The 24,811-nt window shown below is 63.4% G+C and carries 11 protein-coding genes; 7 read left to right on the top strand and 4 right to left on the bottom strand.

The genetic code is table 11. The annotated features are described in order from the left end of the window. Nucleotides 1-18: 18 nt before the first annotated feature. Nucleotides 19-405, top strand: coding sequence for a hypothetical protein (locus QF045_RS13845; protein ID WP_306492681.1), 387 nt, complete (start codon nucleotides 19-21; stop codon nucleotides 403-405). Between the two features lie 71 nt (nucleotides 406-476). Here the strand turns inward: QF045_RS13845 and QF045_RS13840 are convergent, their stop codons facing one another. Further along, entirely contained in the window at nucleotides 477-1,436 is a 960-nt protein-coding gene (locus tag QF045_RS13840; protein WP_306492680.1) for a GlxA family transcriptional regulator, read from the bottom strand. 108 nt (nucleotides 1,437-1,544) lie between these two features. Between QF045_RS13840 and QF045_RS13835 the strand changes: the two genes are divergently transcribed. Beyond that, nucleotides 1,545-2,087, top strand: coding sequence for a thioesterase family protein (locus tag QF045_RS13835; protein ID WP_306492679.1), 543 nt, complete (start codon nucleotides 1,545-1,547; stop codon nucleotides 2,085-2,087). A gap of 134 nt (nucleotides 2,088-2,221) precedes the next feature. Here QF045_RS13835 and QF045_RS13830 read toward each other — a convergent pair whose 3' ends face one another. Continuing rightward, a complete protein-coding gene (locus QF045_RS13830) occupies nucleotides 2,222-3,850 on the bottom strand; it encodes a PvdJ/PvdD/PvdP-like protein (protein ID WP_306492678.1) in 1,629 nt (542 codons plus the stop codon). 142 nt (nucleotides 3,851-3,992) lie between these two features. Between QF045_RS13830 and pvdM the strand changes: the two genes are divergently transcribed. The 3 genes from pvdM to QF045_RS13815 are packed head-to-tail and all read left to right on the top strand — an operon-like array spanning nucleotide 3,993 to nucleotide 7,521. Next, nucleotides 3,993-5,354 carry a pyoverdine-tailoring dipeptidase-like protein PvdM gene (gene pvdM, locus QF045_RS13825; protein WP_306492677.1) on the top strand — a complete coding sequence of 454 codons (1,362 nt, stop codon included), beginning with the start codon at nucleotides 3,993-3,995 and terminating at the stop codon, nucleotides 5,352-5,354. Continuing rightward, nucleotides 5,351-6,619 (top strand): aminotransferase class V-fold PLP-dependent enzyme, encoded by a 1,269-nt coding sequence (locus QF045_RS13820; RefSeq protein WP_306492676.1) that lies wholly within the window; start codon nucleotides 5,351-5,353, stop codon nucleotides 6,617-6,619. The genes pvdM and QF045_RS13820 overlap by 4 nt, the downstream gene beginning before the upstream one ends. Before the next feature lie 29 nt (nucleotides 6,620-6,648). After that, nucleotides 6,649-7,521, top strand: a complete 873-nt coding sequence (locus tag QF045_RS13815) for a formylglycine-generating enzyme family protein (RefSeq protein WP_306492675.1) — start codon at nucleotides 6,649-6,651, stop codon at nucleotides 7,519-7,521. A 56-nt stretch (nucleotides 7,522-7,577) separates the two neighbouring features. On the opposite strand, the gene QF045_RS13810 is transcribed toward QF045_RS13815, so the two are convergent. After that, the gene (locus QF045_RS13810) at nucleotides 7,578-8,405 is read right to left on the bottom strand and encodes a N(5)-hydroxyornithine transformylase PvdF (protein ID WP_306492674.1); all 828 of its coding nucleotides are present in this window, start codon (nucleotides 8,403-8,405) and stop codon (nucleotides 7,578-7,580) included. A gap of 198 nt (nucleotides 8,406-8,603) precedes the next feature. On the opposite strand from QF045_RS13810, the gene QF045_RS13805 reads away from it, so the two are divergent. Both QF045_RS13805 and QF045_RS13800 read left to right on the top strand, forming a co-directional pair. After that, on the top strand, nucleotides 8,604-10,256 hold the full coding sequence (locus tag QF045_RS13805; RefSeq protein WP_306492673.1) for a cyclic peptide export ABC transporter: 1,653 nt from the start codon (nucleotides 8,604-8,606) through the stop codon (nucleotides 10,254-10,256). A 108-nt stretch (nucleotides 10,257-10,364) separates the two neighbouring features. Continuing rightward, nucleotides 10,365-12,806, top strand: coding sequence for a TonB-dependent siderophore receptor (locus QF045_RS13800; protein ID WP_306492672.1), 2,442 nt, complete (start codon nucleotides 10,365-10,367; stop codon nucleotides 12,804-12,806). A gap of 148 nt (nucleotides 12,807-12,954) precedes the next feature. Here QF045_RS13800 and QF045_RS13795 read toward each other — a convergent pair whose 3' ends face one another. Next, entirely contained in the window at nucleotides 12,955-24,810 is an 11,856-nt protein-coding gene (locus QF045_RS13795; RefSeq protein ID WP_306492671.1) for a non-ribosomal peptide synthetase, read from the bottom strand. Between the last annotated feature and the right edge of the window lies 1 nt (nucleotide 24,811).

Raw genomic sequence — 24,811 nt, 5'->3', positions numbered from 1 at the left:
CACTCGGAGCACACTCTCATGAAACGCCAACTCTTGCTTAGCCTCGCTTTCTCGGTACTTGCTGCAAACGCTTTCGCTCACCCGGTAGTCGCTGAAGGCGGCGCGGATCGCCTGATTGAAACCCGTATTGCCGAAGGCGGTGCGGACCGTCTGCAGGAACGTGGCCTGGCTGAAGGCGGTGCAGATCGCCTGCAGGAACGTGGCCTGGCTGAAGGCGGTGCAGATCGCTTGCAGGAACGTGGCCTGGCTGAAGGCGGTGCAGATCGCTTGCAGGAACGTGGCCTGGCTGAAGGCGGTGCAGATCGCTTGCAGGAACGTGGCCTGGCCGAAGGCGGTGCAGATCGCCTGCAGGAACGTGGTCTGGCTGAAGGCGGTTCGGATCGTCTGCTGAGCAACCACGTATAACCCCTGCTGTTGAAGGGGCACCCCAAACCGGCCTGATCAGCCGGTTTTTTTTCGTCTTCGATTTACCTCGTTCAAGGCTGCGCCCCGAGAAATCGCTTTCGATACGCCGCGGGCAATATGCCCACGCGTTGTTGGAACAGGCGCCGAAACGAGTTGCTGTCTTCATAGCCGACGGCGTAGGTGATGCTGTCGAGGGTCATGCGGGTCGATTCAAGCATCTGCTTGGCCCGCTCCAGGCGCAGGGTTTGCAGGTAGCCGATGGGCGTATAGCCGGTGGCTTCCTTGAACCTGCGCTTGAAATTGCGCACGCCAAAGCCGAAGCGCTGCGCCACGTCATCGATCAACAGCGGCTGGGCGAAGTGCTGTTCCAGCCAATGCTGCACCCGCAGTATTTCGACGTCGCCGTGACTCTTGGGCAGCGACCACAGGGCATACACCGATTGCTCGGTGCGCACGTTATCAATCAGCAAGTATTTGCTGCAGGTATGCGCCAGCTCCGGTGAGCCGAAACGGCGGATCAGGTGCAGCATCAGGTCCATCGCCGCCGTCGCGCCGCCGCAGGTGATCAAGCGGTTTTCTTCGCAGAGAATCTGTGCGTCATCCAGACTGACCTGGGCATAGCGGCGTCGGAACAACGCGGCAAATGCCCAATGGGTGGTGGCGCGCGCACCGTGCAACAGACCCGACTCGGCCAGCAAGAAGGCCGCCGTGCACATCGAGGCCAGCACCGCGCCCTGCCCGTGTTGCTTGCGCAGCCACGGCCCGTAAGCGGCAAACGTCGGCAGGGCTTGTTTCAAGGTAAACAGGAAACCGGGGATCAGCACCAGGTCGGTGCGCACGACCTGGGCCAGGGAACACTGTACCTGCAGGCGTTGCCCGCCCCAGGACGTCACCGCCTGACCGTCCAGGGAAGCCAGCACCACTTCGAAAGGCGGCTTGTCGGCGAACAGGTTGGCTGCGCTGAGCGTTTCCATGGCCAGGGTGGCGTTGGCCGCGGAGCATTGGTCAGCCAGAAGCAAGGTAATGTGCATTGAAGAAACCTGTTTGCGCTTTTCGCATGAAATAAGTCATTTGCGCACCTACCTTAGCCGATTCCACGTCCGTACAGTGCCGCCATCGATCAACTGCGTGGCACCCCTATGAATTTATGGTTTCGACTGTTACGTATGCTGTTGCGTCGCCCCTGGCGCACACCGGCCCATGGCTTGGCCACCACGGTGGTGCGCATGCGCGTGTGGCCGCTGGACCTGGACCTCAACCGGCATGTCACCAATGGCCGGTATTTTTCCCTGGCGGACGTGGCCCGCATGGATTTCGTCCTGCGCACGGGCGCGTTTCGCGTGGCCTTGCGCCACAAAGCCGTGCCGATCGTGGGCGATACCTGGGGCAAGTTTCGCCGCGAACTGAAGCTATTTGAAGTATTCGAAGTGCACACCCGCATGCTCGGCTGGGACCACAAGTGGAGCCTGATGGAGCACCGGTTTGTCAGCAATGGCCGGGTTATCGGCGTGGTGGTGATACGCGGGCTGTTTCGCTCCGCCAAGGGCACCCTGCCCCCGGCGGAATTTGTACGAGCACTGGGCCTGGATGAGACTTCGCCACCGATGCCGCAATGGATGAGCGACTGGACGCGCAGTTGCGATGCGATGAGTGGGCAGTTGCGGGACGACGAACAGGCGTGAAAGCGTTCACTTTGTGGCGAGGGAGCTTGCTCCCGCTGGGCTGCGCAGCAGTCCTGAAGCTGCCCCCATCTTCTGTGTCGATTGGGAGGCCTTCGCGGGAGCAAGCTCCCTCGCCACAGGTAATGCGCCGATCCTTACGCGTTGCGGTTGACCTTGAGGTGCCGCGCATACCAGGGTCGTTGCGGCACGCGCTTGAACAGGCCTTTGAGCCGTTCTTCATCGTCGTTGAAAGTGATGCGCAGGGCGAGCTTCATGATTTCCGGGTCCATTTCCATCGAGCGTCCCTGCTGCAATCCCGGCGTGGTGCTGCAGCCGTGGGTGTCCGGGCCCAGCCAGGGATCGCCGATTTCCACCCAGCGCCCCGGCGCGAACCAGGGCACGCCGTTGACCTCGAGCCGGGTCACCTCGCCGGGATTGAACCGTTCGTGGGCGCGAAACCAGTCTTCGATACGGTCATCGATCCAGCCATGAAAGTGCCAGAACACCGGATTGACATGGGATGAAAATGGATCGCCGAGAAAGTCGTTCTCCGGTGCGTACCAGCGCGCCGCAAAATCCGCAGGGTCGCGGGCAAACGGCACCGGTGCGCCGTTGGACGGGTCGCGCGGCACAGAGGCCCAGCGCATGTGCAGCCAGTCGTGCAGGCCCAGCTCCATCTCCGAGCCCAACTGGCCCAGCGTCAATCGCGCCAGGTAGCGTGGGTCGCGGTACTGGGATTCCCACACCTGGAAATTGCTGTGGTAGGTCTCGGCGGCCTTGATGTCGCTGACCCACTGGGTGTAGTCGGCGTCATCCGGGGCCGACCAGCACGGCGGCAGCGCAAAGCCGTCGTGGTTGTCGAAGTAACGCACAAAGCCCAGGCGATCGCGCTCCAGCGCCGGTTGCGGCTCGGGGAAATGCGGCCATGACGGCAAGTCCTGCAGGGAACGGGCAGTGCCAAGCATATGACGGTGCATGAAGAAGAAGTCGATGCCTGAGCCGTTGCGGTCCTTGCGCTTGCCCCGCGCATCACGCTCCTGGCCACGCGGCCCGGGTTGCCAGCCAATCCCGCGCAGGGCCTTGCGTTTTTCCTCGGACAGTTTGTGCCATTGGTCACGCGTGGCGTGCCACAGTTGGTGAAACAGCCGGTGTTCGGGGGCAATCAGCCACGCCAGCAGGGTCGGGTTAAGGCCGATACGCTGGCGGGCTTCGGGGAACAGCTGTTTGTGCGCGATAAAACGGTTGTCGCGCTCGGTCAATGCCAAGGGCCGCGCAAGATCGAGGATCTGCCCGCTGAGGGTGGCGCTGCCGGCATTACCGAAGTCGGCCCAGACTTCATCCAGGCTCATCTTGAATTCATAGGCCGCAATGCCCGCCGCCGAATCGCGGTCGATCAGCCGCCAGTAAAGCAAGGCGCCCTCGCCCGTCAGCAAGTCGCCCAATACGCGGTAGCGCGGCTCGCCGTCGGCGCGCAGGTTCTCGGCGGTGTCCAGGTAACCGCGCAGGCCACGGCCCCGGGGGGCAATATCCAGCAGCAACTCAAGACCTTCCAACGGCAGGCCCTTGAGGCCGGCATCGCGGCCTTCCAGGCGCAGGCTCCACACGCCGCGCAAGGTATTGGCCAGGTGCTGGCCCTGGGTGTCGGCCAGGTCGACCGTGGCTTCGCCGGGGGTGATCGGGAATTCCTCTTCCCGTGTCAGCTCGCGATGGGCATAAAAGGCCGCAGGCACCGCCGCGCCGGTCAGCGCCAGGCCTGCGATGAACCCACGTCGAGAGATCGTCATTGTCTACCTTAGGAAACGGCTTAATCAGAGCTAGAACGTTTGCGGCCTGGTGAAATTTAACCGCCCTGCACCGCCCGCTAAATTTCCCCGGCCATCGCTCGTTCTTCCCTGATAGCAAGGGCCTCAACTGACTGAGATGGCAATGACAAAACCACGTTCGAAAAAGGCGCTGTATCTTGGCCTGCCGCTGGCTCTGGCCGTCGCTGCCGGGGCCGGTTTTCTGGTTTGGGATCACTGGTTTAAGGGTAACGCCGGCTACCCGCTGGAGGTGATCAAGCAAGCCAATGACATGCAGGACCGCCTGTTGTCGTTCGACAGCCATATCACCGTGCCCATGGATTTCGGCACCGCCGGCAATGAAGCCGACAAGGATGGCAGCGGCCAGTTCGACCTGGCCAAAGCGTCGCGTGGCCGCCTGTCCGCCGCGGCCTTGACTATCTTCGGCTGGCCGGAAATCTGGAACGGCCCCAACGCCCCGCACAAACCCACCGACGGTTTCGTCGAAGAGGCCCGCCACGAGCAAGAGGTGCGCTACACAATCATCTCCGGCATGGTCCGCGACTTTCCCAACCAGGTGGGCATCGCCTATACCCCGGACGACATGCGCCGCCTCCACGGCGAAGGCAAGTTCGCGATTTTCATCAGCATGCTCAACGCCTACCCGCTGGGCGACGACCTGAATCAGCTGGACCTGTGGGCGGCACGCGGCATGCGCATGTTCGGCTTCAGCTACATCGGCAACAACGCCTGGGCGGATTCATCGCGCCCGCTGCCGTTCTTCAATGACACCACCGATGCCCTCGAGGGCCTGTCGCCCATTGGCCAGCAAGCGGTGGCGCGCCTCAACGACCTCGGGGTGATCATCGACGTGTCGCAGATGTCGACCAAGGCGCTGGAACAGGTCGCGCAATTGAGCCGCACGCCCATGGTGGCCTCCCACTCGGCACCACGGGCGTCGGTGGACATCCCGCGCAACCTCAGTGACAAGGAGCTGCAACTGATCAAACGCAGTGGCGGCGTGGTGCAAGTGGTGGGCTTCCCTGCCTACCTGCGCCCGCTGAGCCAGCCGACCCAGGACAAGCTCAACGCCCTGCGCGCGCGCTTCGACTTGCCGCCACTGCCGAACCTGGCGATGGCCTTGATGCCGGGCGACGCGATCATTGCCGCGTGGTCCGAACAACGCTTCGGCCAGTACGCCAGTGAGCTGTACGCGATTCTCGAAGAAGAACCCAAGGCGACCCTCAAGGACTGGGGCGATGCCATCGACTACACCGTGCGCAAGATCGGCATCGACCACGTCGGCATCGCCTCGGACTTCAATGACGGCGGCGGTCTCCAGGGTTGGGAGAACGTCAGCGAGGTGCGCAATGTCACCGCCGAACTGATTCAGCGCGGCTACTCCGAAGCCGATATCGCCAAGCTGTGGGGCGGTAACTTCATGCGGGTGTGGGACCAGGTGCAGAAAGCCGCCAGACCCTTGGCCAACCATGAAGTAAACCCATGAGCGACCGCCGCACATTCCTCAAGCAGGCCGGGGTCTTCGCCGCCAGCCTGCCGCTGGGCGCCGCGCTGATACCGCAATTGTCGGCGGCCACCCCGAACGACCCATGGGCAGGGTTGAAACAGCTGTTCAACCAGGACCCGGATTACCTGCATTTTTCCAACTTCCTGGTGGCCTCGCACCCAAGGCCGGTGCGCGAGGCCATTGAGCGCTACCGCGCGCAGATCGACCGCAACCCCGGCCTGGCGATGGACTGGGACCTGCAGGAAACCTGGAAACGTGAAGGCCAGGTGCGCGAGTGGGCCGGGCGCTACCTGAACGCCACGCCGCCACAGATCGCCCTGACCGGCAGCACCTCCGAGGGGCTGGCGATGATCTACGGTGGGATCAAGGTGCGCGCCGACCAGGAAATCCTCACCACCGAGCACGAACATTACGCGACGCAGAACGTGCTGGATTTTCGCGTGCGCAGGGAAGGCACCCAGGTGCGCCGCATCCGCCTGTTCGAGAGCGCCAGCCGCGTGTCGGCCGATGAAATTATCGGCAACATCCAGCGCAATATCCGCCCCCACACACGGGTGCTGGGCATGACCTGGGTGCAGTCGGGCAGTGGCGTCAAATTGCCCATCGGCGAAATAGGCCGACTGGTCGATGAACACAACCGCCATCGCGACGACAACGACCGCATCCTCTACGTGGTCGATGGTGTGCATGGCTTCGGCGTGGAAAACCTCGACTTTACGGACATGCACTGCGACTTCTTCATTGCTGGCACCCACAAGTGGATGTTCGGGCCGCGCGGTACCGGCCTGGTGTGCGCACGCGATGCCGAAAACAAGTACGTCACGCCGATGGTGCCGACCTTCTCCGAAGACACGAATTTCGCCACCACCATGACGCCCGGCGGCTACCACGCCTTCGAGCATCGCTGGGCCGCCGACGAAGCGTTCAAGTTGCACCTGCAATTGGGCAAGGCCCCGGTGCAAGCGCGTATCCATGCACTCAATAGCGAACTTAAAGAGCAATTGCTGGCGCATCCGCAGATAGAACTGGTCACCCCGCGCAGCCCTGAACTGTCGGCGGGCTTTACCTTCTTTCGGGTCAAGGGCCAGGACAGCGACGCAGTCGCGGCGCACCTGCTGAAAAACCGTGTGGTGATCGACGCGGTGGACCGCGATGTCGGCCCGGTGATCCGTACCTCCCCCGGCCTGCTCAACAACTCGGATGAAATCCAGCGTTTCATGGCACTGCTGAGCCCGCGGTTGTGAACCCTTTTTTCTTTGAACGAGACGCTCACATGACGCCATTTCGACTCACACCCCTGCCCGCCCTGGCGCTGACCGCGCTGTGCAGCGCCCTGCTCCCCGGCCTGGCCCAGGCGGCGGCAGCGCAACCGGGCAAAGTCTTCAAGGACTGCAAGGACTGCCCGGAAATGGTGGTGCTGCCCGCTGGCACCTTCACCATGGGCACTCCGGAAGACGAAGTGGGCCGCGAGCCCGACGAAGGCCCGATGCATGAAGTGACCTTCGCCAAGCCCTTCGCCATGAGCCGTTTCCACATCACTGCCGGCGAGTGGGACAGCTACGTGCGCCAGACCGGCGTCACCATCGCCAACGGCGATGACCGCCCCGGCCGCGAATGCATCGCCAGCAAGCCACGCTACCCCCAGGGGCCACGCCAGCCAGCCGTGTGCATGGACATGGACGACATCAAGCGCTACGTGAGCTGGCTGTCGAAGAAGACCGGGCAGAACTACCACATGGTCAGCGAGGCCCAACGTGAATACGCGGCCCGCGCCGGCACCAACGGGCCATTCCCCTTCCCGTTCGACGAAGGCAAGGGCTACAGCATTGCCGAACACGCCAACACCTACGGCCCGGCGGACGGCTACAGCTATTCGTCGCCGGTGGGCAGCTACCCGCCGAACGCCTTTGGCCTGTATGACATGCATGGCAACGTGTACGAGCGGGTTGCCGATTGCGAGCACGCGAACTACATCGGCGCGCCGACCGACGGCAGCGCCTGGGTGGAGCCCAACTGTGAGGCCTACCAGATTCGCGGCAATGACTGGGGCGAGGCACCGGTGTTTTCCCGTTCAGGCAACCGCAACAACATCTACCCGCAGACGCGGGGTGACTGGATTGGCTTTCGGGTAGTGCGCGATCTCTAAGCCACACACAAATCCAATGTGGGAGGGGGCTTGCCCCTCCCACATTGGAACTGCATTCAGCCTTTTTGGGCCAACAGTTCCAGGCCTTCATGCAACGCCGGGAACAGGCTGTTGTTGAAGTTGTTCCAGCGCAGTTCGAGGATCGTGTCCTGCGGTGAAATCTCGGTCTTCAACACGTCGTGGAACACTTCGCCGGAATCGATACCGTTGTCCACGTAGTGAAACGACGCGCCGGTGAGGTACAGCGGCTCCGACGGCGTGGTGGCCTTGGTCGCCCAGTCCACCACCGTCTGCCCACGTGCACCGTAGAGCGCATTCCAGGTGGCATAGGCGCCGCGGCGTTCGTAAGGCGATTCGATGCGGGTGATACCCGGATGGATGTTCATGATGCGCCGCGCAAACGGCGCGCCTGGGCGCACCAGTTCATCGAGGATCACCAACAAGCCATCGAGCACCACGATGTCAGCTTTGAGCTCGACCAGGGTGTCGTGCAGGCGGCGTTCGAAATCCTGTTTGCCGGCGACATGTTCGGCGCTGCCCCGTGGCAGGCGACGATAGGTCGATGGCACGCTCAGCAACAGGTCATTGACCAGCGTGCCCTGTACGCGCAGGTCCGCCGGGTACAGCCATTGGCGGCCAGGCACGTAAGCGAAACCGTAATCGGCGACTAGCGCCTGATCCCGCGGGTTTTGCTCATCGTCGTCATACACCACCCCGACCAGGTTGTAGGCATCGCCCAGCGCAGTGTCGTTGAGCGAGCCCACCAGAAACTCCAGCACCGACTTCATGTAGCGCTCATGGTCCTTGTAGGCCACCGGCTGCCCGGCCTTGTCGGCGGCGGCATTTCTCAGGGACCACACATACACCAGGTTCTTTTTCGTCATTGGTTCGCTCTCGCAGAAGGAATACGCACGGCGTGAATACCCGTGCGCCTACACAACAAGAACGAACCAACCTACGCGCGATTTATCCCGCGCCGGCACCGCCGGGCGCACCGCGCTAAATAGTCGCGCCGATGCTTCGTTTGTCATGGGTAAGGGTCTGCGTGCCCAGCCCCTCTTTTCACTCTCCGGGATGTATTTATGACCGACCCCAAACGCGGCGCCTTCAAAGGCTTGCTTGCCCTGCTCCGGCCCTTTCGCACCATTGTGACGGTCTCCGTCGCCCTCGGCATGGTGGGCGGCCTGGCCATTACCCTGCTGCTGGCCACGATCAACAACGCACTGCATTCGGCCAGCGGCATGACCCAGGGCGTGGTCCTGACCTTTGCCGCGTTGTGCGTGGTGGCGCTGGTCAGTTCGATCATTTCCGACATCGGCACCAACTACGTCGGGCAACGGATCATCGCCGCGCTGCGCAAGGATCTGGGCGAGAAGGTGCTGTCGGCGCCCATCGGGCAGATCGAGCGGTATCGCTCCCACCGCCTGATCCCGGTGCTGACCCACGACGTCGACACCATCAGCGACTTTTCCTTCGCGTTCACCCCCCTGGCCATCGCGGCCACGGTCACCCTCGGTTGCCTGGGCTACCTGGCCTACCTGTCGGTACCGATGTTCCTGATGATGGTGGTGGCGATCATCATCGGCAGCGCCGTGCAATTCATCGCAGGCGGCAAAGGCATCCAGGGCTTCGACCTGGCGCGCAGCCATGAGGATGAGTTGCAGCGTTACTACAACGCGATCGCGTCGGGCGCCAAGGAGCTGCGCATGCACCGGCCGCGACGGTTTCGCATGAACACCCATCGCATCCAGGAAACCGCCGACCGCATCAGCGATATCCAGGTGCGCTCGGTCAACATCTACATCCTCGCCAAGACGTTTGGCTCGATGCTGTTCTTTGTGGTCATTGGCCTGGCCCTGGCGATGCAGGCATACAACCCCAACCCGGACCCCACCGTGATCACTGGCTTCGTGCTGGTGCTGCTGTACATGAAAGGCCCGTTGGAGCACCTGCTGGGTTACCTGCCGGTGGTGGGCAAGGCCAAGATTGCCTTTGGCCGCATCAGCGAGCTGTCGGAGCGCTTCTCATCGCCCGAACCGCACCTGTTGATGGACGACAGCGAAGCGCCGAAACCTGTGGTCACAAGCCTCGAACTGCGCGGCGTGAGCTACAGCCCGCCCGCGGTCGAGGGCAGCGAGCCGTTCCACCTGGGGCCGATCAACCTGAGCATCAAGCAAGGCGACATTGTGTTCATCGTCGGGGAGAACGGCAGCGGCAAGACCACCCTGATCAAACTGCTGCTGGGCCTGTACTCGCCCCAGGCCGGCGAGATTCGCCTGAACGGCGAAGCGGTCACCGACCCTGAGCGCGACGATTATCGCCAGCTGTTCACCACGGTGTTTTCCGACTACTACCTGTTCGACGACCTGGTGCAAGGCAGCGCCGCCCAGTCCCTGGACAGCGCCACCCAGTACCTGGAACGCCTGGAAATCGCGCACAAGGTCAGCGTCAAGGACGGTGTGTTCAGCACCACCGACCTCTCCACCGGCCAGCGCAAGCGCCTGGCACTGGTCAATGCCTGGCTGGAAGAACGCCCGGTGCTGGTGTTCGACGAATGGGCCGCCGACCAGGACCCGGCCTTCCGCCGGATTTTCTACACCGAGCTGCTGCCGGACCTCAAGCGCCTGGGCAAGACCATCATCGTGATCAGCCACGACGACCGTTATTTCGACATCGCCGACCAACTGGTGCGGCTGCGCGCAGGTCAGGTGGTGCACGAAATGGAGTACGCGTGAATTCTATTTTCCGGTTTTTGAAGGTAAGAACGTCTCACTAGTGGTAATGAGAATTACCCTCAATAGATACTGAAGCTGCCCACTTAAAACCTAGAAGAGAAATCATCCATGCCAGCACGACTCGGTCTCAGCCCCCTGAGCAAAGCGTTATCCATGCGCAGGGCCCTGAACATGAACCTTCTTCCGAGTGCCCTGGCGCTGGCAGTGTCGCTGCCGATTGCAGGCTACGTGCAAGCCCAGGAGATCGAGTTGAACATTCCTGCACAGCCGCTGGGGAGCGCGCTGCAGGAATTTGGTCGCCAGACCAACGTGCAAGTGCTGTACAGCCCGGGCGATGTGCAGGGCAAGAACAGTCGCGCCGTCAACGGCAAGATGCAGCCGCAGCAGGCCATCGATGCATTGCTCAACGGCAGCCAGACCACCTACAGCCTCAACGGCAATACCCTTACCGTGGCAGCCGCCAGTACCGGTGGCGGGCTGGAGCTGAGTCCGACCGAGGTCACCGCCAACTACCTGGGCAACGTGACTGAAGGCTCGGGCTCCTACACCCCAGGCACCATCGCCACGGCCACGCGCCTGACCCTGACGCCACGGCAGACCCCACAGTCGATCACAGTAGTCACCCGCCAGCACATCGAGGACTTCGGCCTCAACAACATGGATGACGTGATGCGCCACACGCCGGGTATCACGGTGTCGGCCTATGACAGCGACCGTACCAACTACTATTCCCGTGGTTTTTCGGTCAACAGCTTCCAGTACGACGGTATTCCGTCCACCGTGCGTAACGTCGGCTATTCGGCGGGCAACACCTTAAGCGACATGGCGATCTACGACCGTGTCGAAGTCCTCAAGGGCGCTACCGGCCTGCTCAATGGGGCGGGCTCCCTGGGCGCGACCATCAACCTGATCCGCAAGAAGCCGACCTCGGACTTCAAAGGCCATGTGCAACTGGGCGCCGGTTCCTGGGACAACTACCGCAGCGAAGTGGATGTCAGCGGGCCCTTGACCGACAGCGGCAATATCCGTGGGCGCGCGGTCGCTGCGTACCAGGACAAGAAGTCCTTCATGGACCATTACTCGCGCAAGACCGAAACCTACTACGGCATTACCGAGTTCGACCTGTCCCCGGACACTATGCTGACCGTGGGCTTCGACTACCAGGACAACATTCCACAGGGTTCGAGCTGGTCGGGTTCCTTCCCGCTGGTCAACTCCAACGGCAGCATCAACAAAATGCCGCGCTCGTACAACAACGGCACCACCTGGAGCTCCTGGGAGCAGAACACCCGTACCGCGTTCGCCATGCTCGAACATGACCTGGGTGATGGCTGGGTGACCAAGTTCCAGCTTGACCACAAGATCAACGGCTACCACGCCGACCTTGGTTCGATTCAGTTCGTCCAGCCGGCCGCCGACGGCACCGCCGAAATCAATGGGCAGAAGTACACCGGCGAAACCAAAAGCACCTCCGCCGACCTCTACGCCACCGGGCCTTTCAGCCTGTTCGGCCGCGAACACGAGCTGGTGGTGGGCGGTTCGATCGGTACCTCGCGCTGGCAGGGCAAGGGTTACTGGTCACCGGAATGGCCAGGGGGCAACAAAGTCGATTTCTATAACTGGAATGGCCACCTCGCCAAGCCTATCTACGGCCCGGCCCAGCAGTACATCGATGACACCATCCGCCAGACAGGCTACTACGTGACCACGCGCTTGAACGTGATGGATGACCTCAACGTGATCCTCGGCGGGCGCGTGGCCAACTATCACGTTACAGGCAACAACCCTTCCTATAAGGAAACCGGCCGGTTCATCCCCTACGCCGGGGTGATCTACGACCTCAACGAAAACTTCTCGGCCTATGCCAGCTACACCGATATTTTCCAGCCACAGGAAAGTACCTATAAAGACCGCAACGAAAAACTGCTGGAACCGGACGAAGGGCAAAACTACGAGTTGGGCCTCAAGGGCGAGTTCTTCGGCGGCCGCCTGAACACCAGCATCGCTTACTTTGAGGTGCACGAGACCAACCGTGCGATCTCGGACGATGCGTACAACAACCAGACGCCGACCCCGCAAAACTATGCGTTCAAGGGTTCCAAGGCCGTGACCAAGGGCTACGAAGCGGAAATCTCCGGTGAGTTGAGCCCAGGCTGGCAAGTGCAAGGTGGTTACACCCATAAAATCGTGCGTGATGATAACGACAAGAAAATTTCCACCTTCGAGCCCGAACATCAGGTCAACCTGAACACCACCTACAAGCTCAAGGGTGACCTGGACAAGTTCACCGTCGGCGGCGGCGTACGTTGGCAGACCAAGGGTTGGAACGAGATCTGGAACCAGCCACTCCAAACCAACCAGGACATCACCCAGGAATCCTACTGGCTGGTGGACTTGATGACCCGTTACCAGGTCACCAAGAACCTGTCGGCGACGGTCAATTTCAACAACATCTTCGACAAGTCCTACTACACCAACGTCGGTTTCTATAACTCGGCCGCTTACGGCGAGCCACGCAACGTGATGGTCAGCACCCGCTGGGACTTCTGATCGCACTGCGATAAGCGCCCCAATCGATGAAGTAATGGGGATCCAAATGTGGGAGGGGGCTTGCCCCCGATGGCGGTGTGTCAGTCAGTACATCTGTTGACTGTGACACCGCAATCGGGGGCAAGCCCCCTCTCACTTTTGATATGGGTTACCCCATCGCCTCCACCAAGCTGCTGATGAACACAGCGCTGTCCACAATGCCGTCATGGTCAGTCTCGATCATCACCGAGCGCTCGATGCGGCCCTGGCTGATCACGCTCGCCATCTGCTGCTCGATCAGGTCCTTTAAGCGCCCTGCCCGACTCATGGACGCCCACCAGCAACTGACTGGCGCCTTGATCGGTTTGAAGTCGGCCGCCACCATTCGTTCGCTCAGCGCGCGATCGACGTCCCATGAGATCTGCGCGTCGTTACCGTGCAGCAATTGCTCCTTGATCGCGGTAAAGGTGTCACCCAAGGCCTGCTCAGCCCAGGTCACGAAGCCTTGCCATTGTTGCGCTTCATCCTCGGTGTCGCGTTGGCATTGGGCCCAGGCAAGCTGTATCGCCTCGGCGAACGGCGGGAACATCACGCCCAACAGCGCAGCGCGGCGCTCGTTGGCCGAAGCCTCGCGGCCATCCCCAGGATCCACCGCATCCCAATAGGGTTTGACCCATTGCGGCGGTGCGGCATCAATCCACCCCACAAACTCCACTGCACGCCCCGCTTGCTCCAGGCCGTGCGCCACTTCCATCGCCAGGTTGCCACCCAATGACCAACCCGCCAGGCGGAACGCGCCCTCGGGCTGGGCCATCAGCAGTTGTGCGGTGTAATCCTCGACCATCACTTGCCATTGCGGCACCGCAGCGCCTTCTTCGGCCAACGCACGGCACATCACCCCGAATACCGGGCGCTGTTCGCGCAGTGCCAAGGCAATCGCGGTGTAACAATGCACCGACCCAAAGCTTGGGTGGAACATGAACAACGGCGTGCCTTGCGTCTGCTGGTTGAGCTTGACGATCAACGAAGCTCGGCTATCCCCCTGCAAGCACTTGACCTGACCCGCCACGGTCGGGTTAAGCATCAACTGGCTGACCGACACATTCACACCGCTGACCTTGCGGATACGCTCCTTGAGCATCAGTACCCGCAACGAATGGCCACCCAGTTCGAAGAAGTTGTCGTGCAATCCCACACGCTCCACATCCAGCACCTCGCGCCAGACCGCCGCGACCTGCTGCTCGATCTCGCTACGCGGCGCCTGGTACTGCTCGGTGCTGTGGGCCTCAGGCTTGGGCAATGCCTTGCGATCCAGCTTGCCGTTCGGGCTCAGCGGCATCTGCGCCAGCACGACCCACTGCGCCGGGACCATGTAGTCCGGCAGTTGCTCGGCCAGATGCGCAACCACCTGTTCCTTCCAATCCCCGTGGGCGGCTTGCAGCACCAGGTAACCGACCAAGTGGGTGCCGTCGACGGCCAGCACCGCGGCTTCGCGGACGTTGTCGAGCGCCAGCAGGCGCGCTTCGATTTCACCCAGTTCGATGCGCAGCCCCCGCAGTTTTACCTGATGGTCGATGCGCCCGGCGTATTCAATCACGCCATCGTCGCGGTAGCGCGCCAGGTCGCCGGTGCGATACAAGCGCGCGCCGCTGCCAAACGGATCGATCACGAAGCGTTCGGCGGTCAGCGCCGGGCGACGGTGATACCCTCGCGCCAGGCCAGCACCGCCCAGGTACAACTCGCCCAACACACCGACGGGTGCCGGTTCCAGGTTGTCGTCCAGCACGTAGCACGCCAGGTTGGCGATCGGCCGGCCAATCGGTACGGCGTCGCGACCTTCCTCGACACAGCTCCAGTGGGTCACGTCGATGGCCGCTTCGGTCGGGCCATACAGGTTGTACAAACCGGCGCGGGGCAACTTGGCGAAGACCTGCTGCTGGGCGTCTGCGGGCAGCGCTTCGCCACTGCACACAATGTGTTGCAGGCTGTGGCACGAGGCGACGTCCGCGTCCTGCAGGAAGGCTTGCAGCATCGACGGCACGAAGTGCAACGTGGTGATGTGCTGCGTATTGATCAGGCTCACCAGCCTGGCCGGGTCACGATGGTCTCCCGGTGCGGCCACCACCAGCCGTGCGCCGGTCATCAGCGGCCAGAAGAACTCCCACACCGACACGTCGAAGCTGAACGGGGTTTTCTGCAGCACACTGTCATGAACACCGAGGCCATACGCCTGCTGCATCCAGCACAGCCGATTGGTCAGCGCGAGATGGCGGTTGCCAGCGCCCTTGGGCTGACCGGTAGAGCCGGAGGTATAGATCACATAGGCAAGGTTTTCGCCGTGTATTGCGATGTTCGGGTTGCCGTCGCTGAAAGCGTCCAGCCAGGCATCGCCGCTCTCCAGCACCAGGCTTTGCACCCCTGCCGGCAGCGGCAGTTGTGCCTGCAAGTGGGCCTGGGTCAACAGCAGTTGCACACCGCTGTCCTGCAGCATGTAGGCCAGCCGCTCACGCGGGTATTCCGGGTCCAGCGGTACATAGGCACCGCCCGCCTTGAGCACCGCCAGCAGACCGACGACCATTTCGGTCGAGCGCTCCAGCGCCAGCCCAACCAGTACATCCGGGCCAACACCGGCGGCCATCAGGCGATGGGCGAGACGGTTGGCCCGGGCGTTCAATTGGGCATAGCTCAAGGTCTGCCCGGCAAACACCAGCGCCGCAGCCTGCGGCGTGCGCTCCACCTGTGCCTCGATCAGCTGATGCACCGCTTGATCCAGCGGATATGCCGCAGCCGTAGCGTTCCATGCCCGCACCACCGTTTCGCGCTCGGCGGCGGCCATGGACGGCAAAGCGCCGAGACGCCGGGAGGCATCATCTGCCAATGCCATCAGCAGTTGCTGGAAGTGCTCGGCCAGGCGCTGGATGTGGGCCGCGCTGAAGGCCTGGCGGTCGTAGTTGAACTCCAGGCCCAGGTTGTCGCCAATCGCCAACAACACGGTCAATGGGTAGTGCGTCTGCTCCAGGCTGCGCACCGTGCCAAAGCGCAGCCCGGATGGGGCGCCCTGCTCCAAGGCCTCGGACACCGGGTAATTTTCGAACACCAGGATGCTGTCGAACAGCGCCTCGCCGCCCAAGCCGGCCCAACGCTGGATCTCGAACAACGGTGTGTGTTCCTGCTCGCGCAAGCTCACGTTCTGCTGCTGGATCTGCTGTAACCACTGGCTGACCGGCATCTGCGCATCCGGGGTCGCCACCACCGGCAAGGTGTTGATGAACAGACCGACCTGCTGCTCAATCCCGCGCAATTGCGCCGGACGCCCTGCTACCGTCGCGCCGAAGGCTACGGTCGGTTGCCCGGTATGGTGCGCCAGCAGCAACAGCCAGGCGCCCTGCACCAAGGTATTGAGGGTCACCTTGTTGCGCTGGGCGAACGTTTTGAGACGTCCGGTTTGCGCTGCGTCAAGGCTCAGGCGATGTTCACCATTGACCGCCAGGCTCATGTCCTGCTGGGCTTGCGTGCTACGGGCCAAGCGCGTGGGCTCCTGCAAGCCGATCAACTGGTCTTTCCAGAACGCCTGGCTGACCGCCTTGTCCTGAGCTTGCAGCCAGGCGATGTAATCGCGATATCGCCCGGTCGGCGCTGGCAACGGCTCACCCGCGTAGTGCTGCAGAACCTCGCCGAACAGCTGCGAACCGCTCCAGCCGTCCATCAGGATGTGGTGATTGGTATAGATCAAGTGATAGCTCGACGCACCGGTGCGCACCACGGTCAAGCTCAACAGCGGTGCCTGCTCCAGCACAAAGCCCTGGGCCCGTGACGACTCGGCCAGGCCGTCGAGGGCCTGGGCAACGTCTTCGCGGGCCTGCCAATCAAGTTCGACAAACGGCAGGCGAGCGTGCTTGTAAACCACCTGCAGCGGCTGCTCCAGCTCGGCCTGCCAGACAAAAGCACTGCGCAGAATCTCATGACGCTCCACCGCTGCCTGCCACGCCTGATGGAAGCGCGATACATCCAGGCCCCGCACGTCGATGCGCATCTGGTTGATGTAGTCACCCGAGCCTTCGCCATACAGCGACTGGAACAACATGCCTTGCTGCATGGGCGACAGCGGGTACAGGTCTTCGACCTCGGCCGCGTTCAGCGCCAAGTCGTCCAGCTGACGTTGGGACAGACGCGCCAGCGGGAAATCGGAGGGCGTCACGCCTTGGTTGGCAGGTTCACAGCAGTGGTCGATCAGGGCCTGTAGCTCCTCGGCGTAGGCATCGGCCAGTTGCTCGACGGTCGCTTGCGCGAACATGGCCTGGCTGAAGCTCCAATTCAACTTCAGCTCACCGCCATACACCTGGCCGTTGATTTCCAGCCAGTTGCCCAACGGCGCATCCGGGCTTTGCTCGGCACCGCTGGCGTCACCGGACGGCGCAAACAGCCCGTGTTGCTCAGCGCTGTCGAAGCTGGCGTCGAACTGCCCCAGGTAGTTGAACGTGATGCGCGGGCGTGGCAGCTCGGCCAATGCCTGCTGGGCCTTCGCATCGCCCAGGTAACGCAACGCGCCAAAACCCAGGCCTTTGTCGGGGACAGCGCGCAGTTGTTCCTTGATCTGTTTGAGGGAGCTGGCCAAGGTGGCGGCCGGCTGCAGCTTCAAGGGGTAGAGGCTGGTGAACCAACCCACGGTGCGGGTCAGGTCGATCTCGTCGAACAGGTCTTCGCGGCCATGGCCTTCAAGCCTGATCAACATCGACTCATCGCCGGTCCAGCGCGTGATCACACGGGCCAGGGCGGTCAGCAACAGGTCGTTGATCTGGGTGCGGTAAGCGCTCGGCGCGTCCTGCAGCAGGCGACGGGTATAGGTGGGGTCCAAACGCGTCGTCACACTCAGGGCAAGACGATTGCTCAGGCTGGCCTGCGGGTCTGCACCCGGCAAGCCGCACGGGCTGTCCTGCAATTGTGTCTGCCACCAGGCCAGTTCGTGTTGCAGGGCTGTGCTGCGCGCATAGGTCTGCAGGCGCTCGGCCCAGGCGCGGGTGGCGCTGGTCTTGGCCGGCAGTTGCACAGCAGCGCCCTGGGCCAGTTGCTGGTAAGAGCTTTGCAGATCTTCGAGCAGAATGCGCCAGGACACGCCGTCGATCACCAAGTGATGGATCACCAGCAACAAGCGCTGGGAGCCGTCGGCCAACTGCGCCAGCACCGCGCGCAGCAGTGGCCCCGCGTTCAGGTCGAGGCTGCGCTGGGCTTCTTCGCCCAGGGCTTCAAGTTCGTCGGCGGTATTCACGCGGGTCTGCCACAGCACCTGGTCGGCCTGGTGCTGTTCGGGCCCACGGTACGCCGCGCTCCAGCCCAGCGGCCCCTGCACAAAAGTGCTGCGTAGCGCGTCGTGGTGAACGATCAATGCTTGGAGCGCGGCCAAAAGCAGCGGTACCTGCAGCGGTTGGTGCGGTTGCAGCACCACCGATTGGTTCCAGTGGTGACGTTCAGGTATGTCATCGGCGAAAAACGCCTGTTGCACCGGCAGCAGCAGTAACTCACCGGTCAGCGCCGACTGATCCAGCAGCACCGCGCCCTCGCCTTCGCGGGCGACCGCCGCCAGGCTCTGCACGGTCTGGTGCTGGAACAAATCCTTGGGCGAGAACCACACCCCGGCCTGACGCGCACGGCTGACCACCTGGATCGAAATGATCGAGTCGCCGCCCAGCTCGAAAAAGTTGTCATGCAAGCCCACTCGCGGCAGGCGCAGTACGTCGGACCAGATCGCAGCGATTTTGTGCTCCAGATCGCTCTGCGGCGCCACATACACCTGCTGCATCAGGCTCACATCCGGCATCGGCAAGCCCTTGCGGTCCAGCTTGCCGTTGGGGGTCAGTGGCATGCGTTCCAGAAACATCAGGTGCGTGGGCACCATGTAGTCCGGCAAGCGGGTCTTCAGCGCGCGGCGCAGGGCTTCGCGGCCGTCGGTTTGGGCGGCGGCATCGTTCAGCAGGGCCGGGTCCAGCGGCACCACGTAAGCCACCAGCTGCTTGCCGGTCGGGCCGTCCTGGGCCACCACCACGGTTTCGCCGACGCTTGCCTGCTCGCGCAGGCGCGCTTCGATTTCGCCCAGCTCGATACGGAAACCGCGGATTTTCACCTGGTGGTCGACGCGGCCGAGGTAGTCCACCACCCCATCCGGGCGCCCGCGGGTCAGGTCGCCGCTGCGATACACGCGGCTGCCGGGCTTGCCGAACGGGTCCGGCACAAAACGTTCGGCGGTCAGGGCCGGACGTTCCAGGTAACCCCGCGCCACGCCCTCACCGCCCAGGTACAGCTCGCCGGCCACGCCGATGGGTTGCAGGTTCAGTTGGGCGTCGAGCACGTAACCGCTGCGGTTGCCGAGCAAGGTGCCGATGGGTGCGTACACGGCGCCGCACGGGTCGCCCTTACGCGCCTTCCACAGCAGCGGCGTGACCACGGTTTCGGTGGGGCCGTAGCCGTTGAACAGGTAGGTCGGCTTCAGTGCACGCCAGGCCAGGTCATAGCTGGCCTGCGCCACGGCATCCCCGCCAAAGCAGTACACGCGCACCGCCGGCGGGTTGCCGTCGCGCTCGGCATGTTCGGCCAGTTGTTGCAGGTACACCGGCGGGAACACTGCCATGGTCACGTTGTGCCGATGCATCTGCGCGTAGGTGTATTCCGGCAGCCACAGGCTGTCGTCACGGATCAACACGCTGGCGCCGTTGATCAGCGGGTGCATCCAGCCTTCGTGGGCGCCGTCGAAGGCGAACGACATAAAGTGCAGTTCGCAATCGGCCGGGCTGGTTTCATAGCGCTCGCCGGTGGCGATGATGTGCGCGACCAACGGCCCGTGGGATACCGCCACGCCCTTGGGCATCCCGGTGGAGCCGGAGGTGTAGATCACGTAAGCGAGGTTGTCGCCGTCCAGCGCCACATTCGGCGCGGCGTCGTGCTCATCGGACCAGGCTTGTAGCTGGTCCACCGCCAGTGCTTGCAGGCCGTCCGGGATCGGCAAGCGTTGTTGAACGGACGAATGGGTCAGCAGCAACCGCGAGCGGCTGTCCTGCATCATGTACAGCAGGCGCTCACGCGGGTATTCGATGTCCAGGGGCACGTACACGCCACCGGCCTTGAGCACGGCGAGGAAAGCCACCATGATCTCGGCGCTGCGCGGCATGGCGATGGCCACCCGCACTTCCGGGCCGACGCCACGGGCGATCAGTGCGTGGGCCAGGCGGTTGGCCTGACGGTCCAGCTCGCCGTAGGTGAGCTGTTGGTCGGCGAACTTCACCGCCACCGCATCCGGGGTTTCCCGCGCACGATCTGCCACGAGCTCATGCACCAGGCGCTGGGCCGAAAAGCCGGATGCGCTGCGGTCCCACAGCGTCAGGATCTGTTGCTGCTCGGCGGCGTCCAGCAGGCTCAACTGGCCGAGCTGCTGCCGAGGGTCGGCGACCATGCCCTGCAGCAGGTTCTGCCAGTGGCGCGCCATGCGTTGCACGGTGCTGGCTTCGAACAGGTCCTGGGCATAACCGAGGGTGGCCCAGATGCCTTCGGTGGATTCCTGGATATCCAGGTCCAGGTCGAAATGCGCGGTCTTGCTTTGCCACTCCAGCCCTTCGACCAGCAGGTGCGGCAGTTGCTGCTGGACCTGGGCTTGGCCGACGTCGGTCTGGTGGTTGAACATCACCTGGAACAGCGGGTTGTGGCTCAGGCTGCGCTCCGGTTGCAGGGCTTCCACCAACTGTTCGAACGGCAGGTCCTGATGGGCCTGGGCTTCCAGCGCGCGCTGGCGGGTGTGTTGCAGCAACTGCTCGACGCTCATCTGCCCATGCAGATCGGCCTTGAGCACCTGGGTGTTGACGAAGAAACCGATGAGACGCTCGGTTTCGCTGCGGTTGCGGTTGGCGATGGGCACGCCGACGCGCACTTCCTCCTGGCCGCTGTAGCGATGCAGCAAGGTCTGGAACGACGCGAGCAGCAACATGAACAGGGTCACGCCCTGTTGCCGAGCCAGGGCCTTGAGGTCTTGAGTCAGCTCGGGGGCCAGCTCGAAGGCCAGACGTGCACCACGATGGCTTTGCACGGCCGGGCGCGGGTGGTCGAACGGCAGCTCCAGTACGCTTTGCTCGCCGCCCAGCCGGTCGCGCCAGTACGCCAACTGGCGCTCCTTCTCACCCGCTTCCATCCAGTGACGCTGCCATACGGCGTAGTCGGCGTACTGAATCGGCAGCGCCGGCAGCTGCACATCAAGGCCCTGGCTGTAGCCCGCATACAGCTGCACCAGCTCCTCGACCATCAGCTGCATCGACCAGCCATCGGAGACGATGTGATGCTGCACCAGCACCAGCACATGCTCATCCGCAGCCAGGCGCAGCAGCGACACGCGCAGCAACGGGCCACGTTCCAGGTCGAACGGCTGCGCGATCAGCGCCTCGACCTGTACCTGGAGTTCGGCTTCGTCGACCTCGGCGTGAGCGATCTGCAACGACGCCTGCGGCTCGATCACTTGCACCGTGCGCGCGTGATCCTGACGCAAATAGGTGCGCAGGCTTTCATGCCGGGCCAGCAAGGCGTCGAAACTGCGTTGCAACGCAACCGGGTCCAACTGCCCTTTCAGGCGCAGCGCACTGGGGATGTGGTACGCGGCGCTGTGGGGCTCCAATTGCCAGAGGAACCACTGGCGCTCCTGGGCGTAGGACAGCGGCAAAGGTTGCCCGCGCCCTGTCGGCAATAAGGCCGGAGCGGCCGGCACCTGGCTGTCCTGGGACTGCAATGCGGCGACGAATGCATCCAAGCGCGGGTGTTCGAACAACGCTTTGAGCGGCACCTCACGCTGCAGCGTGTGGCGAATGCGCGACACCACTTGCATCGCCAGCAGTGAATGCCCACCCAGTTCGAAGAAGTGCTGGTTCAAACCGACCTGTTCAACGTCGAGAATATCCGCCCAGATCGCGGCGACCTGCTGCTGCAACGGCGTGACCGGCGCCAGCCAGTCCGGCTGAGTCGCGCTGGCGTCGGGCTTGGGCAGGGCCTGGCGGTCCAGCTTGCCGTTGGGGTTGAGCGGCATGCGGTCGAGAACGATCAGGTGCGCTGGCACCATGTAATCCGGCAGGTGCTCGCGCAGGGTGACCAGCAATTGCGCGCAGGTGCGCTCGCGCTCGGCGTCGCTCAACGGGTGCGTGGGCACCAGGTACGCCAACAGTTGCTGGTCAGCGGCCAGCAACAGCGCTTCACGCACGCTGTCCTGGGCCAGCAGCAAGGTTTCAATCTCGCCCAGTTCGATGCGGAAACCGCGGATCTTCACCTGATGGTCGACCCGCCCCACGTACTCCACCACCCCATCGGCGCGATAACGCGCCAGGTCGCCGGTGCGGTAAAGCCGCTCGCCGGGCGCGCTGAATGGGTTGGCGACAAAGCGCTCGGCGGTCAGGCCCGGGCGCTGCAGATACGCGCTGGCGAGGCCGCTGGCGCTGGCAATGTAGAGCTCGCCGACGGCCCCGACGGGCAACAGGTTCAGATCGCGGTCAAGCACGAACAAGCCACGCCCAGTTACCGCACGGCCAATCGGGCTGGCAGTCACGCCGCTGATCACATTGGGGTCGGTGCAGTCCAGCACACTGGAGACCACGGTGGCCTCGGTCGGCCCGTAAGTGTTGAGCAGGCGCACATGGCCCAGACCCGCTCGCTGCCACAACAGCGGGCCGTCCAGTGGCATGGCTTCGCCGCCGATATGGACCTGGCGCAAGGCGCCGTAAGGCCGCGAACCCGCCGCCAGGCAGTCCTGCAAAAACAGCTTCCAGTAGGCGGTCGGCAAATCGGCCAGGGTGATGCCCTGCTTGATGATCTGCCGGTACAACTCGGCGCCGTCCCACAGCTGTGGGCCGCGCAGCACCACCGTGGCGCCGAGGGTCAGGGCCGGGTAGAGCTGCTCGACGAAGCCGTCGAAGTTCAGGGTCGCGAACTGCAACACGCGATCCTGCGCGACCAGCTGCGAATACTCGGCGGCGATCCCGGCGAACTCACTCAACGCAGCGTGGCTGATGGCAACGCCCTTGGGCTTGCCGGTGGAGCCGGAGGTGTAGATCACATAGGCCAGGCTTTGCGGTTCGAAAGTACCCACGGGATTGTGTTCGGCACACAAGGCCAACTGCGCCTGGGCGAGGTCGATCTCCACCGCCTGCACCTGCGCCGGCAATGGCAGGCGATCACGCAGGTGCGACTGGGTCAACACCAGGCGCACGCCGCTGTCCTCGAGCATGTGCAGCAAACGCTCGCGGGGGTACTCAGGGTCCAGCGGCACATAGGCGGCGCCGCTCTTGAGCACCGCCAACAAACTGACCACCATGGCAAAGGAGCGCTCTGCGGCGATGCCGACCAAGGCCTGCGGGCCGACGCCCTGGGCGATCAGGTAATGCGCCAGACGGTTGGCCTGGCGGTTCAGCTCGCCGTAGCTGAGGCTTTGCTCGTTCAGCGCAAGTGCCTGGCGCTCGGGCTGCCTGGCGGCCTGCGCCTCGAACAGTCGGTGCACACCTTGCAATTGGCGGGTGCAGGCCGGGGCGTTCCAGTCCTGGAGCATGCGCCGCTGCTCACCGCCACCGAGCATCGGCAGCTCACCCAGACGGCTGCGCGGTGCGCTGACGACCGCCTGCAGCAGTTGCTGCCAGTGTTGCGCCAAACGCTCGATGGTTGGCGCGTCAAACAGGTCGGTGGCGTAGTTCAGCGCCGCCCACAGTCCCTCGGCCGACTCGTGGGTGTCCAGGCTCAAGTCGAAATGCGTGGTGTGGCTGTCCCACTCCAGCTCCACCACGCGCAGGCCCGGCAGTTGCTGGGCGCCGCGTCCGCCCTGGGCGTCGGTCTGATGGTTGAACATCACCTGGAACAGCGGGTTGTGGCTCAGGCTGCGCTCGGGTTGCAGCGCCACCACCAATTGCTCGAACGGCAGGTCCTGGTGGGCCTGGGCTTCGAGCGAGCGCTGCCGGGTCTGTTGCAGCAGTTCGACAAAGCTCATCTGCCCATCCAGGTCAGCCTTGAGCACCTGGGTGTTGACGAAAAAACCGATCAGCCGCTCGGTTTCGACGCGGTTACGGTTGGCAACCGGCACGCCAATGCGGATGTCAGACTGCCCACTGTAGCGATACAACAGGGTCTGGAACGACGCGAGCAGCAGCATGAACGGGGTGACGCCCTCCTGCTGCGCCAGGCGTTTGAGGCCAGCCACCAGTTCGGGGGGCAGCTGCACCTGCAAGCTTGCGCCGCGATGGCTCTGCTGCGCGGGACGCGGACGGTCCAGCGGCAACTCCAGCACCGGTTGTTCACCGCCCAGCAGCGCCTGCCAATAGGCCAGTTGTCGCGCCCGCTCCCCGGCTTCCATCCAGCCGCGCTGCCACAGGGCGTAGTCGGCGTACTGGATCGGCAGCTGCGGCAGTTGCAGGTCCTGGCCCTGACTGTAGGCGGCGTACAACTGCACCAGCTCCTCGACCATCACCTGCATCGACCAACCATCGGACACGATGTGGTGCTGCACCATCACCAGCACATGCTCATCGTCAGCCAGCTGCAACAAGGTCACGCGCAGCAGCGGCGCCTGGTGCAGATCGAAAGGCCGCGCCACTTCGGCTTCCACTCGCGCCAGCAACTGCGCCTCGTCGATCTGCGCTTGCTGAATCTGCACGCGCGCCTGGGGCAGCACCGCCTGCCACACCTGCTCACCCTCCTCGACCAACTGCGTGCGCAGGCTTTCGTGGCGGGCCAGCAGGCTGTCGAAGCTGCGCTGCAGTGCCGCCAGGTCCAGGCGCCCGTGCAAGCGCAAGGCGCCGGGGATGTGGTAAGTGGCGCTGCCTGGGTCCAACTGCCAGAGAAACCACTGGCGCTCCTGGGCATAGGACAGCGGCAAGGTGGCGGTATCGTGACGCGTCGGGGCAATCGGCAGTTGCGCGAAACTCATGCCCCGACCCTGCAGGCGTTGATAGAACTGCTGGCGTTGTTCCAGAGGCAGGCGAAGAAAGCGCGACACCAGGTCGATGTTAGGGTTGGAAAGCATG

The sequence above is a fragment of the Pseudomonas sp. W4I3 genome (assembly GCF_030816195.1).
Taxonomy (GTDB): Bacteria; Pseudomonadota; Gammaproteobacteria; order Pseudomonadales; family Pseudomonadaceae; genus Aquipseudomonas.
This window is presented reverse-complemented; position numbering and strand designations above follow the sequence as displayed.

Excerpts from the sequence above, each read along its gene's own strand:
- QF045_RS13810 (WP_306492674.1), bottom strand. The coding sequence starts at position 8,405 with ATGACGAAAAAGAACCTGGTGTATGTGTGGTCCCTGAGAAATGCCGCC.
- QF045_RS13800 (WP_306492672.1), top strand. The coding sequence starts at position 10,365 with ATGCCAGCACGACTCGGTCTCAGCCCCCTGAGCAAAGCGTTATCCATG.
- QF045_RS13835 (WP_306492679.1), top strand. The coding sequence starts at position 1,545 with ATGAATTTATGGTTTCGACTGTTACGTATGCTGTTGCGTCGCCCCTGG.
- pvdM (WP_306492677.1), top strand. The coding sequence starts at position 3,993 with ATGACAAAACCACGTTCGAAAAAGGCGCTGTATCTTGGCCTGCCGCTG.
- QF045_RS13795 (WP_306492671.1), bottom strand. The coding sequence starts at position 24,810 with ATGCTTTCCAACCCTAACATCGACCTGGTGTCGCGCTTTCTTCGCCTG.
- QF045_RS13820 (WP_306492676.1), top strand. The coding sequence starts at position 5,351 with ATGAGCGACCGCCGCACATTCCTCAAGCAGGCCGGGGTCTTCGCCGCC.
- QF045_RS13815 (WP_306492675.1), top strand. The coding sequence starts at position 6,649 with ATGACGCCATTTCGACTCACACCCCTGCCCGCCCTGGCGCTGACCGCG.
- QF045_RS13830 (WP_306492678.1), bottom strand. The coding sequence starts at position 3,850 with ATGACGATCTCTCGACGTGGGTTCATCGCAGGCCTGGCGCTGACCGGC.
- QF045_RS13840 (WP_306492680.1), bottom strand. The coding sequence starts at position 1,436 with ATGCACATTACCTTGCTTCTGGCTGACCAATGCTCCGCGGCCAACGCC.
- QF045_RS13845 (WP_306492681.1), top strand. The coding sequence starts at position 19 with ATGAAACGCCAACTCTTGCTTAGCCTCGCTTTCTCGGTACTTGCTGCA.
- QF045_RS13805 (WP_306492673.1), top strand. The coding sequence starts at position 8,604 with ATGACCGACCCCAAACGCGGCGCCTTCAAAGGCTTGCTTGCCCTGCTC.